Consider the following 16572-nt stretch of genomic DNA (forward strand, 5'->3'; position numbering starts at 1 on the left):
GGTTATCATGAAAAGCAGTTATAAAAAGATCCTCATTATTGCAGGCATAGTTGTGGCACTTGTGCTCATCTGGTTCCTATTTATCAGAAAAAAAGAAGAGCCCATTGTGCTGCAAACACAAAAACCAACTAAGGGCTATATAGCCCAAAGCGTAACCGCCACAGGCCGGATCGAGCCGGTTGATACCGTAACGGTAGGTACGCAGGTATCAGGTATAATCAAATACGTGTATGCGGATTTTAACTCGAAGGTTAAAAAAGGACAGCTTATTGCCGAACTGGATAAATCGCTGCTGCAGGCAACACTTGACCAGGCAAGAGGTACACTGCTCAACGCACAAAGCCAGCTGGTATTTGCACAAAACAACTTTGGCAGACAAAACCTGTTGTTTAAAACAGATGCTATTAGCAAATCTGATTATGACACAGCTCTTAACACCCTGAACTCAGCAAAAGCCCAGGTTAAAAGCGCCGAAGCACAGGTACGGTCGGCAGAGAAGAACTTATCTTATGCGGATATTTACTCGCCTATTGACGGTGTGGTGCTTAACCGTAATGTAAGTGTAGGCCAAACAGTAGCGGCAAGCTTCAGTACCCCAACCCTGTTTGTACTTGCTAAAGATATCACCAAAATGGAAGTTGAGGCCAATGTGGATGAAGCCGATATCGGTGATGTAAAATCGGGCGAGCGCGCTTCATTTACCGTCGATGCATTTATTAATGATCAGTTTGCCGGTACAGTTGAAGATATCAGGCTGCACCCTTCAGTATCATCAAACGTAGTTACATATACTACCATTATCAATGCCCCTAACGATGATATGAAGCTAAAACCAGGTATGACCGCCAGTATTATCATCTATACCAAAGAAGTTAACAACGCACTGTTGATACCTACCAAAGCATTAAGCTTTACGCCCGATTCGGTATTGATGAAGGATTATGAAATAGTAGGAAAAGTGGGGCACAAAGGAGGTAAGAGAAAAGGCGGCAGCCAGGGAGGAGGCGGTGCTGCAGGCAGCGCAGGAAACGGAGGGCCTAATGATAATTCACAGGCATTACATACCGCTAAGAGCCGTAAAGACAGTAGTGGTATAAATAAACAAACTGCCATTGTATGGGTATTGCAGGGCAAAAAGATTGTCCGCAAAAAAATTCAGACAGGCTTGAATGATAATACCCAGGTTGAAGTACTATCGGGTTTGACAGCCGATGATGCTGTGATCACCGGCGTTACCGGCGGAGCCTCAAGCTCATCAACGGCAGCAGCCAAACCAACAGGCAGTCCGTTTATGCCGCAAAGGCCGCGCGGCGGAGGGGGAGGACGCCGGTAATGAGCAAGAAAATTTTAGATATACGCGAGCTAAAACGCGAGTTTCAAATGGGTAGTGAAACCGTCCGCGCGCTTAAAGGGATCTCCTTTGATGTAGCGGCCGGTGAGTTTGTAACCATCATGGGCAGCAGCGGGAGCGGTAAAACCACACTGCTCAATATTTTAGGTTGTTTAGACAAACCATCCATAGGCGATTATTTTTTGGACGGAGTAGATGTAAAGAAGTTGTCGCGCGATGAACTGGCGCAATTACGTAACCGCAAAATAGGTTTCGTTTTCCAGGCCTACAACCTGTTGCCCCGTACATCCGCACTGGAGAATGTGGAGCTCCCTCTTTTATACAATAAAGAGATCAGCGTAAGCGAACGCCGGGACAGGGCTATCCACGCGCTGGAAGCGGTAAAACTGGCCGAGCGTTTGGATCATACCCCAAGCCAGCTTTCGGGCGGGCAGCAGCAGCGTGTGGCCATTGCCCGCGCCCTGGTGAACGAACCGGTAATGATCCTGGCCGATGAAGCTACGGGTAACCTGGATAGCCGTACATCGTACGAGATCATGTCATTAATGCAGGAGTTAAACTCGCAGCAGGGCAAAACCATTGTGTTTGTAACGCACGAGCCGGATATCGCCTCGTTCAGCAGCCGCACCATACAACTGCGTGATGGCAGGATCCAGAAGGATACTCAAAACGCAAATCAACGGTCGGCAAAAGAAGTGCTTGCGGGTTTACCAATTACTGATGATTATTAATTTAAGCAACCATGAATTTATTTAACCTGATCCGGATAGCTTACAAAGCCCTGCAACGTAATAAACTGAGGGCCTTTTTAACTATGCTCGGCATCATCATCGGTGTGGCATCGGTAATAGCAATGGTGGCCATAGGCCAGGGATCAAAACAAAGCATCCATGATCAGTTATCAAGCATGGGCTCAAACATGATCACCGTATTGCCGAGCAGTAACCTTAACGGTGGTGTACGTATTGCAGGTTCAAGTTTTCAAACCCTTACCCAAAAAGACATCGTAGCCTTAAAAAAGGCCCAATATATTACCGAACTGTCCCCATCAATAACCTCAAAGGGACAGGCTATTAATGGCGCACTTAACTGGCCAACAAGTATCCAGGGCGTTAGTCCGGATTATCTGGATATCCGTAAACTGAGTTTGAAGGATGGCATCGCTTTTACTGAAGATGATATCCTTACCTCGGCAAAAGTTTGTTTGATAGGGCAAACGGTTATCGATAACCTGTTCCCCAACGGTGAAAATCCGATAGGAAAAGTGATCCGCTTTAACAAGATCCCTTTTCAGATCATCGGTATCCTAAACCCCAAAGGTCAAAACGCTTTTGGGCAGGATCAGGACGATATCCTTATAGCTCCATATACAACTATTCAAAAAAGGATCCTCGCCACTATCTATTACCAAAATATTTATGCATCAGCGGCAAACGAGCAAGTAACCGATGCCGCCGTATCCGAAATGACCCAGATCCTGCGCGACTCGCACCGCCTGCGTGACAGCGAGGATAATGACTTCACGGTACGTACCCAGGCCGAGCTGATCAATACCCTGAGCTCAACCAGCGGGTTGCTTACCGTGTTGCTTACCGTAATTGCCGGCATCTCATTGGTGATAGGCGGTATCGGCATTATGAATATCATGTATGTTTCGGTAACGGAGCGTACCCGCGAGATCGGTTTGCGCATGTCTATAGGTGCACGCGGAAAAGATATTATGCTTCAATTTTTGATGGAAGCTATCCTGATCAGTATCACCGGTGGTATTATTGGTGTTATATTGGGTATTGTATCATCAAACCTGGTTACGCTTACACTGTCATGGCCAACCATCGTTTCAGAATCGTCGGTAATGCTATCGTTTGTAGTTTGCGCTATTACGGGGATCTTTTTTGGATACTACCCGGCTCAGAAAGCGGCAAGGCTTGATCCTATTGAGGCGCTGCGATATGAATAAAAAGCAATAATCGGCGGCCAGAGGCCGTGAGATAGTTGCCACTCGGCTGGAGCCCATAACCGTTAACTTAAGGTAAAAACCTCTCAAAAGCAGGGGAATGTGCGATTCCCCTCTCGAGAGGGGTGGAGGGGTGTGTTATTCTACGTGCGGCTTATCGCTTGTATAACACACCCCTGCTCCCACTCGTTCCATCGCGCCCCCTCTCGAGAGGGGATTTTAAAACACTTACACCAAATTTATTCCCTTAAGTTAACGGCTATGGGCTGGAGCCGAGCGGCGATGTAACATTTGGGTTTATTACTTATAACAAAACATAAAAAGACGGCCGCCGCTCGCGTCCTCGCGAGTGGCAACTATTCCCCGGCCTCCGGCCGGTCTGTGCTATGTTGTCATTACGCCATTTCACACTTACAATCGCGACCAAATGTTAAAATTTAGCGATGAAATGTTAAATCTACAGTATAAAATGTTAAATCGTTTGCATAACTAACCATTTAGTTATATTTTGGCTTTCATAATCGACCTTATGAAAATCACAATTATTGGAATACTCCTGTTTCTCATGGGCGCAGCAAACTTATCCGCCCAAACCAATTACAGCATTAAAGGAACGATAGCCGATACCGTTTCAAACTCAAAATTGGCGAACGCCAGTATCAGCGTTATTACCGCTAAAGACTCCATCCTTCAGAAATTTACACGCGTTAAGGATGACGGCACTTTTACTATTAACAATTTAAGCAAAGGTAAATTCATTGTATTGGCTACCTACCCCGGCTACGCCGATTTTGTAGAGCGTTTTACTTTAGATTCTGCACACACCTCGCATGATTTTGGCAGGATAAGCATGCTGCTCAAAGAAAGGCTTTTGCAGGAGGTTATTGTAAAAGGCAAGGCAGCAGCCATCAAAATAAAGGGAGATACTACCGAATTTAACCCGGCAGCCTACAACATCCAGCCTAACTCAAAAGTTGAGGACCTGTTGAAACAACTCCCGGGTATTGAGGTGGATAAAGACGGCAAGATCACTGCGCAGGGACAAACAGTAAAAAAAGTATTGGTTGATGGTGAAGAGTTTTTTGGTGATGACCCTACCCTGGTTACCAAAAACCTGCGCGCCGATATGGTGGATAAGGTGCAGCTGTATGACAAAAAAAGCGATCAGGCGGCATTTACCGGTATTGACGACGGCGTAAAGGATAAAACCATTAATATTAAACTTAAGGAAGATAAAAAGAACGGCTACTTCGGTAAGCTTGATGGCGGTATTGGTACTGATGGATACTACCAGGGACAAGCCTTGTTTAACCGTTTTCAGGGTAAACAGAAATTTTCTGTTTATGGTACCCTCGGCAACACCGGCAAAACAGGCTTAGGCTGGGAAGATAACAACAAATATGGCGGCGGCGGCAACATGGAATTTGGCGATGACGGTGGCATTTATATCTTCGGCGGTGGCGACGACCTGGACAGTTTTGATGGCAGGTATAACGGCGAGGGTAAACCTTTGGCACGTACCGGTGGTGTACATTATGATACTAAATGGAATAATGATAAAGAATCGTTAAACACCAACTATAAAATAGGTTCGCTTACTGTTGACGGTACCAAAAATACCCAACAACAAAATAACTTCCCTGGCAACATATCAAACGTTAACAGCGATCAGAGCAATCATAATTATATGTTCCGCCAAAAACTGGATTTAAATTATCAGTTAAAGATCGATTCGATGCAGAACCTGAAAATTACTGCCGATGGAACCTTAAGGAATAGTGATACCCGAAGCAATTTTTCTACACAAACCCGTCGTTTAGATGGTAGCTTCATTAACAGTAATGATCGTGAAAACAGCGCCAACGTTGATGGTAAGGTATTTAACGCAAATGCATTTTACACCAAAAAATTTAAAAAGAAAAGCCGCACGCTATCAGTAAATTTAAGAACGGCTTTTAATGAAAGCGACTCGAAAGGTTTCTTGAAATCACACACACAATTCTATGATTCGGTTGGTACTTCTGTAAATAAACCGGATACTATTGATCAGTACAAAGTAAATAAAACCAAAAGCACCAATATCAATACCAACATTACCTATACCGAGCCCTTAGCAAAGGATTTCACGCTTGCCATTAGCTATGCATTGGCTGTAAACAACTCAACAGCCGACAGGCGTACGTTTAACAAGGACGCCGGTACAGGCCCTTACAACATGCTCGACAGCGTTTACAGCAGCGACTACAAACTGAACCAGCTTTCAAACCAGGGAGGGGCCGTATTTAACTTACAAAAACAAAAATACTCGTTCAACATCGGTACTAAGGTAGCCGGTGTAAGGTTTAAGCAAGTTGATGAATTTGGACGCGTTGAAGATCTTGTACGCAACTTTACTAACTGGTACCCGCAGGCTACCTTCCAGTACAAGTTTACAAAACAATCAAGCATCCGTATAAGTTACAACGGCAATACAACGCAGCCAAATATCGACCAGATCCAACCTGTGAGGATAAATACCGACCCGCTGAACATTCAGGTAGGTAACGAAGGGCTTAAACCATCGTTCACCAACAGGTACAACATCAGTTATAACTCCTACAAGGTGATCAGTAACCAGTATATCTGGATCAGCGGCTCATATTCAACCACCAGTAACCCGATTGTAAGTAACGTGACGCGCGATACAACAACCGGTATCAGTACGTACCAATCATCAAACCTTAAAAATAAATCAACCAGCAATTTCTGGGTGAACAGTTATTTTGAAAGAAAAGTTCCGGGAATAGATATAAATGCAGGGTTTGAACTTTCGGGCAATGGCAATACTTACTACAACCTATCAAACGATGTGCTCAACGAAACAAAATCATACAGCTATTCGGGCAGCATCAGGCTATCTAAATACAAGGAAAAGAAATACGATGCATGGGTTTCGGCAGGGCCCACCTATACTATCAACTCATCATCGCTTAATACGGTACTAAACAATAACGGCCGCGGGTTTAATGCCAACGGAGGGTTTAACATCTACCTGCCCGGCAAATTCCAGATTGGCTCAGATGGAAACTATACCTATAACGCACCAACAAAATCATTTCCGCAGGATTTTAGAAGGTTCCTGCTTAACGCCAATATCTCGAGGACTTTCATGAAAGATGCCTTGAAAGCTACAATATCAGGAAATGACCTGCTCAATCAGAACACTGGCTACAACCGTACCGGATCGGCCAATGTGCTTACACAGGAACGTTATACTACTATCAGAAGATACTTTATGTTTTCCTTAACCTGGGATTTTAACAAAGTTGGAGGCGGTGCACCTAAAAAATAAACCTATCATGAAAAAGATCTTAACCATAACAACCATACTGTTACTAAGCGCAAACCTTTTGCTGGCACAGGGCAATAAGCACTTCACTTTTCACGGCACTATTGAGTATGATAAATCATCAAATATGTGGGCCATGCTTCAAAAACTAATCAACAAGGATAATGAAAGCTGGTATCAGCCCATGTATGATCAGTACAAAAAAAGTAAGCCGCAGTTTAAGGTTTTAAAAAGCACCTTAAAATTTGATAATAATCAAACCCTCTTTACCCCTATCGAACCCGAATACACACCCAACAATTTCGGCGACGAACTGCCAATGGCCATACAAAATAATACGATCTATACCGATTTTAATACAGGACTAAGTACCAGCCAAAAAAAGGTATTTGAAGAAACGTTCCTGGTAAAAGATACCACAAGGCATATCAAATGGAAGCTAACCGGCGAAAGCAGGGAAATTGCTGGTTATACTTGCCGCCGGGCAAATGGCTTGATCCTTGATTCTATTTATGTAGTGGCTTTTTATACCGATGAAATTCCTGTTTCAGGTGGGCCGGAATCATTTAACGGTTTGCCAGGCATGATATTGGGAGTTGCATTACCGCACGAAAACATAACCTGGTTTGCCACCAAAGTTACCGAACAACCAATAGATGAAAAATCACTTGCAGCTCCTAAAAAAGGCAAGGCCGGTAATACCAAAAGTTTCCTTACCGTACTGCAAAATGCCATGAAAGACTGGGGCGAAACGTATGCGAAGCAATATTTAAAAGGGTTTTCGTTGTAACACAAATTATCTGAAGTAGAAATCAGACTTACGAAGTTTTAAAAACTTCGTAAGTCTTTCCAAAGCAGGTCTTCTAAAATCATCCTGGCGTCCGTGTCATCACGGACGCTTTTTTATAAACAAGTTGACCGTGAGGACACGGTCAACGGGAGTTAAATTCGATTATTATTTAAATTCCTTACGCGTTGGCCAGTGCCCTGTCCAGGTGCACATAGCCGCCATCCACATAAATTAACTGACCGGTAGTGTGGCTTGATACCGGGGATAATAAAAACGCCACAGTGTTCGCAATTTCTTCGGCGGTAGTCATTCGGTTACCCAGCGGTATTTTTGATTCAATTTCCTTCAGCTTAGCTTCCGGATCGGGCAGGGTTTTGATCCAGTTGGCGTAAAGCGGTGTCCAGCATTCGGCCACTACAAGTGCATTTACGCGGATGCCGTATTTTAAAAGCTCAACCGCCCACTCGCGGGTAAGGGCATTACGGCCTCCATTTGATGCTGCATAGCCCGAGGTGTTGCCCTGACCAGTATCAGCAGTTTTTGAAGTAATGTTGAGGATAGCGCCTTTTGACTTTTTTAATTCAGGCAGGGCATGATGTGCCATCAAGTAATAATGCACCACGTTTTTATGTAACGATGCCATAAATCCCTCATAATCGCCGCCTTCCAGGCCAACGCCGTCGTTTACGCCGGCATTGTTCACTAATCCGTCAATTCGGCCATATTTGGCTATAACTTCTTTCACGGCGTTTTCGCATGCACTGGGCTCGGTAAGTTCGGCAATAACCTGGTGGGCCCTGTGCCCGGCTGCTTCAACAGCAGCAATAGTTTTCAGGTTATCCGCTTCGCTGCGGCCTATAATAACCGGGATAGCGCCTTCAGCTGCCAACACTTTCACTATGCCCTCGCCTATGCCTTTGGCACCGCCGGTAACTATAATTACCTTATCAGTAAGTTGTAAATTCATTTTTTTATGATAGATATATTAATGACTGCCGGCCATAACCAGCTTTTTAACTTTATGATTATTAATAGCAAAAAATAAAATACCCAGAAAACAGAAGCCAGGTACAATATATGCCATCTGAATATTATGTGTAGCATCTGATACCCTGCCCATTATTACCGGAAATATAGCACCGCCCACAATGCCCATGATTACCAATGATGAACCAAGCTTAGTTTTGGCACCCAGGCCGCGGATACTTAATGAAAAAATAGTAGGGAACATGATTGACATGAAGAACCAGGTGCACATTAATGAATAAACAGCAACATTACCGTGAAGTGTAACGGTCATTGCTATTAAACAAATATTGATAATGGCATAGGTAATAAGCAGTTTAACCGGGTTGAAGTAACGCATAAGCAATGTACCGATAAACCTGCCTGCCATGAAACCTGCCGAAGCGATGGTAAGATAAAACGATGCCGGTTTTTCGGCAAATCCGGCAACTTTTTCAGAATAACGAATAAAGAAACTGCTTATCCCGGCTTGTGCGCCAACGTATAAAAACTCGGCAAAAATACCGGCCCTTAAGCTTTTCACCTGCAGCAGTTCTGCTATTCTTACGCCAAGTGAACGATTATCATTAACAGCCTCATCACTGGTTTCTTCAACAATTGGCGGGAAATGTGTACGGTAAATTAAGAATGCCACAACAAGCACCACCGCTCCAATTACAACAAAAGGAATTTGTACGGATGCTGCTTCATGGTTAAGATATTGGTTAAGCTGATCGGGTGACATTGCGCTCGATTCCTGATCCGTTAATACTTTACCCGATAAGATATAATTACCGCCAATCAAAGGAGCTAAAGTAGCAGCCAGGCCATTAAACGATTGCGAAAAATTGATCCGACGTTCGGCACCTGCCGGATCACCTAACACTGTGATATAAGGGTTGGCAGCTGTTTCCAAAAATGCTGCACCCGAAAACACAATGAACAATGCTGCTAAAAAAAACGTATAGTTACGCACCGCAGCGGCCGGAAAAAACAGGAATGCACCGGTAGAAAACAGGATCAAACCTAAAATGATCCCGCCTTTGTAGCCATATTTTTTCATAAACTGGGCGGCAGGGATAGGTAGTATAAAATAGGCTATATAAGAAGCCGAATCAATCAGCGAAGATTGTAAGTCATTGAGCTGACAAGCTTTTTTTAAGTGCGGAATTAATATCGGGTTAAGATTAAGTGCAAATCCCCAGATAAAGAACAGGGAAGTAATTAATGCTACTGCGAACAGGGCGTTGTTTTTTGACATTAGAATTTATTGGTTGATTATATATTGATCTGTTATTTAAATACCGCGGAGATATCATCTAAAGATATCCCCAGTGTTTTTAATGCTATTTTATTTAATGCGGCTTTGTTACCGGTAAAATGGAATACGCTATGTTGATGTGTGAGTTTTTCGCCCGGCTTCAGGAATGCGGCAGGAGATACACTTTCTATCTCATAAAACGGCCCCATCTGTTTACCATCTGCCAGCGGGCCATCATTATAAGCATTTACTGCATCACCGCTGTAAGGAGCAGTATCCGTTTTCCATTCCTGGTTTAAATACGATGCGGTGCTATCCACATCAAACATCGTTATTGTTAAAACGTCGTTCTCGGCGTCGTAGCTACCGGCCATATTTTTCGCCCGGTTAGGAGGAATGCCCAGTTTGCCCCGGCTTTTACCATCAGCTTTAAATAATAGGATCCCGTTTTTATAGGAGATCCTGTCTTTGGGTATCTCGCCGAAATAATTGGTTGTGGCTACTTTACCGGTAGTACCCTCATTGTATGGCACTACGATCACCACCCTGGGCGACGGTGTAAACATATCCAAATTCCATAGGCACGGAGCACCTGTAGTTTTATCCCAGGCTTTGTCGCCGGTATTCCTGATCGAATTTACTGTGCTAAACCCAACCGATCTTACTGATGTATCAGCATCAATACGCAGCAACTGTTGTATTGCCTTGGGTTCCATGATCTCTATATCACGCTCAAGCTTAATTGATAAATTGGTACCAGCATAATTTTGCAAGTGTGTGCTTTTGCTTAAGGAAACCTTTTTACCAGATTTGGCTATCAGCTCCCAGCTTTCGCTATCAACAGCGGCTGGCGTATGCCAGTTGTCGAATTCCATTTTGGTACCAGGCTTAAAAAAAAGCGAAAATTGCCCGCCTTCCGGCCCAAGCCACAGGCGGTCTTCGCCTCCAAAAGCATTCATGTGCGGATCCGGCTGTTTCAGATCAAAAGTTTCATATTTGATCCAGCCAAAACTTTTACCGAAAGAACCGTCAGCCGTTGATGTAAAAACCTTGCCCTGATATTTTGGCGATACCAGAACCATCCCTAAGCCACCGTCACTTAAAACTATCAGACTATCGTCCCGCTTCCGCAGAAACTCCTCGTCGTATTCAAAACTTCCTTTTTTCACAGGCGGTTTATACATAGTGCATGCAGCCAAAGCGCTAATCAACAAAACTAACCATGACCTTTTTAAAAGCTGCATATACCGGGTTATTTATGTTTAGTGTTTAAGCCGATCACGTTTACCATAGTACCAATATGATCGATGCTGATCTCAACCACATCACCAATTTGCAAAGTAAAGCTTGGCGGCGGTACAAGGCAAGTACCTGTCATCAAAAAGCATCCGTAAGGAAAATCACATTCGCTGTATAAATAGCCGGTAAGCTCTGTAAATGAACGTTTAATGCGCGATACCGTGGTTTCATCTTCAAAAACAAGTTCACCTGCGCGTTTAATGTTCATGCTGATCACGGTATCACCGGGGATTGGCCCGGTGGTTATATATAAGCAAGGTCCGAGGGCGGCGCTCTTTTCGTATACTTTGGCCTGAGGCAGATATAAAGCATTTTCGCCCTCAATGCTCCGCGAACTCATATCATTACCGATAGTATACCCCTGGATATTACCATTGCTGTTAACAAACAGTGTAAGTTCGGGCTCGGGCACATTCCATTCCGAATCTTTGCGGATATAAACCTCGCCGTTATGGCCCGACACACGATGCGCAAGTGCCTTAAAAAACAGCTCGGGTCGTGGTGCATCATAAACCTTATCGTACAAACTTGCACCCGTTTCCGATTCCTCCATCCGGGCATCCCTGCTGCGCAAATAAGTTACACCGGCAGCCCAAACTTCCTGATTGCCTATCGGTGGTAAAATATTGCCATTTAAATGCTCAGCTTCCACTTCAGCATTTAAAGCTGTGGTATCTGTAGTTACCGATTCCAGGTAAGCGGCCAAATCATTACGATTAATTAACTTATCCCATTCATCATCAATAATATATGATGAGCCATTATGCCGCAGTAAGCTGCCTTTTGCCAGTTTATATAATTTCATCAGTTTACTTCCAATTCGTCTTTTGAGGGAAATTTAGGGAAAGGGCCATGCTCGCCGGTTTGATACCAAAACACGGTTGAAGCGATATCATCCTGCAAAGGCATATACCGGCCATCATGCCGCCAACCCAACGCCTGTATAGTAACCTTTAAACTTTTTTCAAAGCGGATGGGATCAACAATATGCCAGCGGTATAGCCCGAAGCGTTGAGCAATGTTATAATGTCCGTCGCCGCGGATCACTTGCGGTAGCCCACTGTAAGGACTGCAAAATTCAGTGTATTCGGTGCCCGGTTTTTCTTTCCCGTCTGCATCCTTTTGGTGGGTATCAAAATCATACGATCCGCAAAAGTAATCCTCGGTGCCGGTCCCGTTTATGGTAGGAAATTTGGTGTCTCCATCCATAAAAAATTTGATCTCGCCTTCGCCCCACCAGCCATTTTTGTTAGACCCGTAAGCTATATAGGTGCCAACGTATTGCCCTTTACCTTTAATACTATCTACCAAAACATAATCTTTTTTATATGGTAATGGGTTTACCCTGCGAAACTGTGCGTGGAAATAGCCTGCATCTTCGGGTACATCTGTTAAAGTATAATCAACCTGGTAATATAACACCATATCGGCATCATCTATGTTTTCCATAGTAATGCGGCATTTTTTGCGGAACGGCATTGGCCAGTAACAATTGAACGCACTACCTGGATTAACAGCTACAGCCAGCGATTGAACAGCTGCATATTTGCCCCATCCCATGCAAAAGAAATCACCTACGGGTACTTCAACCGAAGGGGTAGTTTCATCATCCCAATAAAAACGAAGGATAGAATAACGCCAGTTTCCGGTAGGTGTCATCCAGATGTGCTGAATAGCACCAGAACCATTGATTTCGGCAACAGTGAAAGTTGTATGTTTTTTGATAACAACACTCGGGCTCACTTTCCAGGTCTGTCCCAGATCGCGCGAGGCATTAGCGCCGGTGCCCGTTGTGGCCATGCCACCTTTACCTTTCTCGCCGGTAAAATTTTCCGGACTGATAGACCTCGTCTTAGCATCGGAGGTACGGTAAAGATTTCCGAGCCCTACATCAAGGCCATTAAATTTCTGCTGCGCATTAACAAACGAAGCAACAATAACACACAGGCAGATCGTTAAAAAATAATTTTTCACCATAAAATTTATCTTTAAAATCAATTAACGCAGTAATTGGTAATGCGCTCCAGGTTTATTTGTTTATGCTTCAGGCTATCTTTAAAAAGCCATTCACAATCATATTGATAATTTTTCGCTATCCATACCGCTTTATAAGCATAACATGCGCATATTTTGGCATGGCTTATTTGACGGTTGATAAAGCTAATTTAAAATTTATTAAATAAATGCCCTAACCTGTAAAAAACAGGATAGATTAATTGTCCATTCTTCGGTAAATAAGCTAAATAAAACACATTTTTGTATATGCCGCTTGATCTGATACTTAACAATCTTGAAAAACACATCCACTTAACCCGCGAAGAGCAGGAAATTTTCACTGCCTATCTGCAACCCAAAAAAATAAAACGCAAGCAATTTTTACTCACCTATGGCGAGATATGCAAATACTCAGCCTTTGTAACAACCGGTTGTTTGCGAGGCTATACGGTTGACAAAAGCGGCATCGAACATGTGCTCAGCTTTGCCCCTGCCGATTGGTGGATAGCTGATATGTACAGCCTTATTTCGCAAAAACCGGGGATACAAAATATCGAAGCATTGGAAGACACCGATGTACTGCTACTCTCCAAAGCAAACCAGGAAAAACTTTATACCGAAATCCCCAAGTTTGAGCATTTTTTCAGGATCCTGACCGAGAACTCTTTGGTAGCAAGCCAGCAAAGATTGATTGATAGCTTAAGCCTTACCGCAGAAGAACGTTATAATAACTTTTGTAAACGTTACCCCACCCTGATCGATCATCTGCCTCAAAAACAAATTGCCTCGTACATAGGCGTAACCCCTGAGTTTTTTAGCCGGATGAAGAGCGAGATGGTAAGGAAGAGATAGGTGAATGGTTGATTGAGTGAGTGGTGAGTAGTTAAATTGCAACGATATTGATGCTCTCCACCCACTTAATCAACTACTCTCCAATTTTTCAACCACTCACCACTCTCCCAATCAACTACTTTCCAATTTTTCTTAACCTACATCAAGTGCGTCCGGACAATGCCCCTTTAACTTTGTAACACAATTTAAAGGAAGCACACCATGGCACAAACCATTTTACATAAAGCTAACACCCGCGGGCATGCAGACCACGGATGGCTGCACAGTTTTCAATCATTTAGTTTTGCTGGTTATTATAATCCTCAACGCATGAACTTCGGCGCTTTAAGGGTATTGAACGATGATACGGTTGATCCGGGAATGGGTTTTGGTAAACACCCGCATGATAATATGGAGATCATTTCCATTCCGCTGGAAGGTGACCTGGAGCATAAGGATAGTATGAATAATGTTGCTGTAATTAAAAACGGCGATATCCAGGCCATGAGTGCAGGTACAGGAATTTTCCACAGCGAATACAACTTCGACCGCACCAGCGAAGTGAAATTTCTACAGATCTGGATTTACCCCAATAAACGAAATGTTGAACCACGCTATGATCAGATCTCACTAAATCTTGAAGACCGTCATAATAAACTGCAACAGGTATTATCGCCAAACCCTGATGATGCCGGCGTATGGATCCACCAGGATGCATGGTTTCATCTGGGCAAATTTGATAAGGGGATAAGTACTGAATATACCATTAAAAAAGAAGGTAACGGCGTTTACGCGTTTGTTTTAAGCGGCGAAGTTATCATCAACGGCGAAACATTAAGCAGTCATGATGCTTTAGGAATTTGGGATACTGATAGGTTCACGATTGAAGCAGGTACCGATGCCGAGTTTTTATTGATTGATGTACCAATGAAATTTTAAGATCATGGAAAAGACGCAAATACTGGTAATTGGCCGGCACCCCGAAATATTGGCCACGGTAGTGAGACTGGTAAATAATAATCCTGACTGGAACGCAACAGGCTGCCTCAGCGATGAGGAAGCCATTGCGGCGTTCACTACACAAGACTTTAAAGTGGTTTTGATGGGAGGCGGAGTTGATGAAAGATCGGAAAATAAATTGAAGAAACATTTCTATACTCAAAAACCAGAGATTAAAATAGTTCAGCATTTTGGCGGGGGAAGCGGGCTGCTTAGTGCCGAAATATTTGAGGCTTTAAGCTGGTAGCTTCAGTCGTCAATGCCCGCTACCACATCCGGATGACGAACACCCCGAGCACCCGCCATGACTGCTACAACCACTGTCACCACCGCTATGACATCCATGACCAGAATGGCTATGATGGCCTGAATCATTACCATCATTTACGTTGAAATCAGTAGCACCGCAGCCGTTACTATCATCGCCAACACTATAAGTGCTTTCCCCACTCTCCCACTTAAAAACAGTTATCAATAGCACCACAAAAAAGGCTAAAAGACATAAACTAAACAGGGCACCATCTCCTCCTTTTAATGCTATTATAAGTGGAACAAAAGTCCCAAACAATAATAACGATAACACTTTATTAGTTCTGGGTTTACTGATTATCCAATTACGCCTTTTGTTAACCCTTTCAAAATCGATATCTGTAAAACGCTTAGTATTTTCCGGCCATATATCAGCAGGTGGCAACTCATCAAAAAACTGATGGTATAAATAATTTGTATCGGTATAAAACTCATCGTATTTAATAGCTTCATCCGCTCCTCCTTTTGTTGGATTGTGATGTAACTCCCGACCCAGCGTGTCACGGCAAAGATCTATCCAATACGAACGGGTAAAAGTTAAATGCAAGTGCCAGGCCTGGTCGACAGCATCAGATGGGGTAACGCCCTTATCAGATATACAACAAAGAAAAATGAACTTCTTATATTCGGAAATCACCCGGAGGGTATAATGGAGGTTCCATCCATTTTCGCGTGCGAGGCGTTCTGAAAATTTAAAAGCAGCTTCAGCGTCATCCAACTGAAAATCGAGGATCTTTTGCCAAAGTGTGGCGTGTTCTGCGCTAAGCATACGTTTAGGTATATAAGCTAAGGTAGCAAAATTACATGCACAAATAAAAATAAGTGAGCGGTTGATTGTAAGCGGTGAGTAGTTAGTTGTTTATAATATCTTAACAACTAATATATTAAATAGCATTACCCTAATATCATCCTGAGGAACTAAGGATCATCTTCGCTCTGTATAGCTGTTCTGCACGACGCAGAAGGTCCTTCATGACAGATGGTTTGTAGTGTATGGAGAACAAAGAATGGTTTCCGGTTGATATGCAGGCAGGAGAAAAAAGCCATTAAACGCAAAAAGCCTTAGGTATTAGCTAAGGCTTTTGCATTTGTTGCACCATTAAAGGTGATAAAGGGTGGCACCGACCTACTCTCCCACGTTTTACCGCAGTACCATCGGCTCTGGCGGGCTTGACTTCTCTGTTCGGAATGGGAAGAGGTAGACACCGCCGATATAGGCACCTGAATTTCTTTAAGTTAGTGGTTGATTGGGTGAGTGGTGAGTGGTTCTTGCATGGTGTACAGCTTTTCAACTACTCACCTAATAAACCTAATCAACTATTCACCCCCATTAACATGACATATTATTGAAAGAAGTACTTGAATTTAAGAGAAAACAACAGCATTTGTTGTTTATCTGTTTGTTTTGTTTCGGATGAGTGATTGGCTTCGTTTGCAGTTTTGCAAC

At 43.4% G+C, this 16572-nt stretch carries 14 protein-coding genes and 1 rRNA gene; 8 read left to right on the forward strand and 7 right to left on the reverse strand.

Annotated features, from left to right (window positions below; all coding sequences use genetic code 11):
• Positions 1-7 precede the first annotated feature (7 nt).
• The 5 genes from MTO98_RS29920 (at position 8) to MTO98_RS29940 (ending at position 7426) form a co-directional block, all read left to right on the forward strand.
• Positions 8-1333, forward strand: coding sequence for an efflux RND transporter periplasmic adaptor subunit (locus MTO98_RS29920; RefSeq protein WP_243482779.1), 1326 nt, complete (start codon positions 8-10; stop codon positions 1331-1333).
• Positions 1333-2082, forward strand: coding sequence for an ABC transporter ATP-binding protein (locus tag MTO98_RS29925; protein WP_305852737.1), 750 nt, complete (start codon positions 1333-1335; stop codon positions 2080-2082). Before MTO98_RS29920 ends, MTO98_RS29925 begins: the two co-directional genes overlap by 1 nt.
• Before the next feature lie 11 nt (positions 2083-2093).
• The gene (locus MTO98_RS29930) at positions 2094-3311 is read left to right on the forward strand and encodes an ABC transporter permease (RefSeq protein ID WP_243482781.1); all 1218 of its coding nucleotides are present in this window, start codon (positions 2094-2096) and stop codon (positions 3309-3311) included.
• Positions 3312-3837: 526 nt separating this feature from the next.
• Complete coding sequence (locus tag MTO98_RS29935; RefSeq protein WP_243482782.1) at positions 3838-6639, forward strand: outer membrane beta-barrel family protein; 2802 nt, start codon at positions 3838-3840, stop codon at positions 6637-6639.
• Positions 6640-6646: 7 nt separating this feature from the next.
• A complete protein-coding gene (locus MTO98_RS29940) occupies positions 6647-7426 on the forward strand; it encodes a GLPGLI family protein (RefSeq protein ID WP_243482784.1) in 780 nt (259 codons plus the stop codon).
• Positions 7427-7604: 178 nt separating this feature from the next.
• On the opposite strand, the gene MTO98_RS29945 is transcribed toward MTO98_RS29940, so the two are convergent.
• The 5 genes from MTO98_RS29945 to MTO98_RS29965 all read right to left on the reverse strand — a co-directional run bounded on the left by MTO98_RS29945 (position 7605) and on the right by MTO98_RS29965 (position 12968).
• Positions 7605-8393, reverse strand: a complete 789-nt coding sequence (locus tag MTO98_RS29945) for an SDR family oxidoreductase (RefSeq protein ID WP_243482786.1) — start codon at positions 8391-8393, stop codon at positions 7605-7607.
• An 18-nt stretch (positions 8394-8411) separates the two neighbouring features.
• Positions 8412-9692, reverse strand: coding sequence for an L-fucose:H+ symporter permease (fucP, locus tag MTO98_RS29950; RefSeq protein WP_243482788.1), 1281 nt, complete (start codon positions 9690-9692; stop codon positions 8412-8414).
• A gap of 32 nt (positions 9693-9724) precedes the next feature.
• The gene (locus MTO98_RS29955) at positions 9725-10861 is read right to left on the reverse strand and encodes a DUF6786 family protein (RefSeq protein WP_243482790.1); all 1137 of its coding nucleotides are present in this window, start codon (positions 10859-10861) and stop codon (positions 9725-9727) included.
• An 83-nt stretch (positions 10862-10944) separates the two neighbouring features.
• Positions 10945-11796: a fumarylacetoacetate hydrolase family protein gene (locus tag MTO98_RS29960; RefSeq protein ID WP_243482792.1), complete on the reverse strand. Its 852-nt coding sequence runs from the start codon at positions 11794-11796 to the stop codon at positions 10945-10947.
• The gene (locus MTO98_RS29965) at positions 11796-12968 is read right to left on the reverse strand and encodes a glycoside hydrolase family 172 protein (RefSeq protein ID WP_243482794.1); all 1173 of its coding nucleotides are present in this window, start codon (positions 12966-12968) and stop codon (positions 11796-11798) included. Before MTO98_RS29965 ends, MTO98_RS29960 begins: the two co-directional genes overlap by 1 nt.
• Positions 12969-13253: 285 nt before the next feature.
• Between MTO98_RS29965 and MTO98_RS29970 the strand changes: the two genes are divergently transcribed.
• The 3 genes from MTO98_RS29970 (at position 13254) to MTO98_RS29980 (ending at position 15063) form a co-directional block, all read left to right on the forward strand.
• The gene (locus MTO98_RS29970) at positions 13254-13838 is read left to right on the forward strand and encodes a Crp/Fnr family transcriptional regulator (RefSeq protein ID WP_243482796.1); all 585 of its coding nucleotides are present in this window, start codon (positions 13254-13256) and stop codon (positions 13836-13838) included.
• A gap of 201 nt (positions 13839-14039) precedes the next feature.
• Positions 14040-14756, forward strand: a complete 717-nt coding sequence (locus MTO98_RS29975) for a pirin family protein (protein ID WP_243482798.1) — start codon at positions 14040-14042, stop codon at positions 14754-14756.
• Positions 14757-14760: 4 nt separating this feature from the next.
• Entirely contained in the window at positions 14761-15063 is a 303-nt protein-coding gene (locus tag MTO98_RS29980; protein WP_243482800.1) for a hypothetical protein, read from the forward strand.
• Positions 15064-15072: 9 nt separating this feature from the next.
• Here the strand turns inward: MTO98_RS29980 and MTO98_RS29985 are convergent, their stop codons facing one another.
• On the reverse strand, positions 15073-15894 hold the full coding sequence (locus MTO98_RS29985; protein WP_243482802.1) for a hypothetical protein: 822 nt from the start codon (positions 15892-15894) through the stop codon (positions 15073-15075).
• Between the two features lie 344 nt (positions 15895-16238).
• A 5S ribosomal RNA gene (gene rrf, locus MTO98_RS29990) occupies positions 16239-16350 on the reverse strand.
• Positions 16351-16572 lie beyond the last annotated feature (222 nt).

Origin of the sequence: Mucilaginibacter sp. SMC90, from assembly GCF_022811725.1 — a bacterium.
Taxonomy (GTDB): domain Bacteria; phylum Bacteroidota; class Bacteroidia; order Sphingobacteriales; family Sphingobacteriaceae; genus Mucilaginibacter.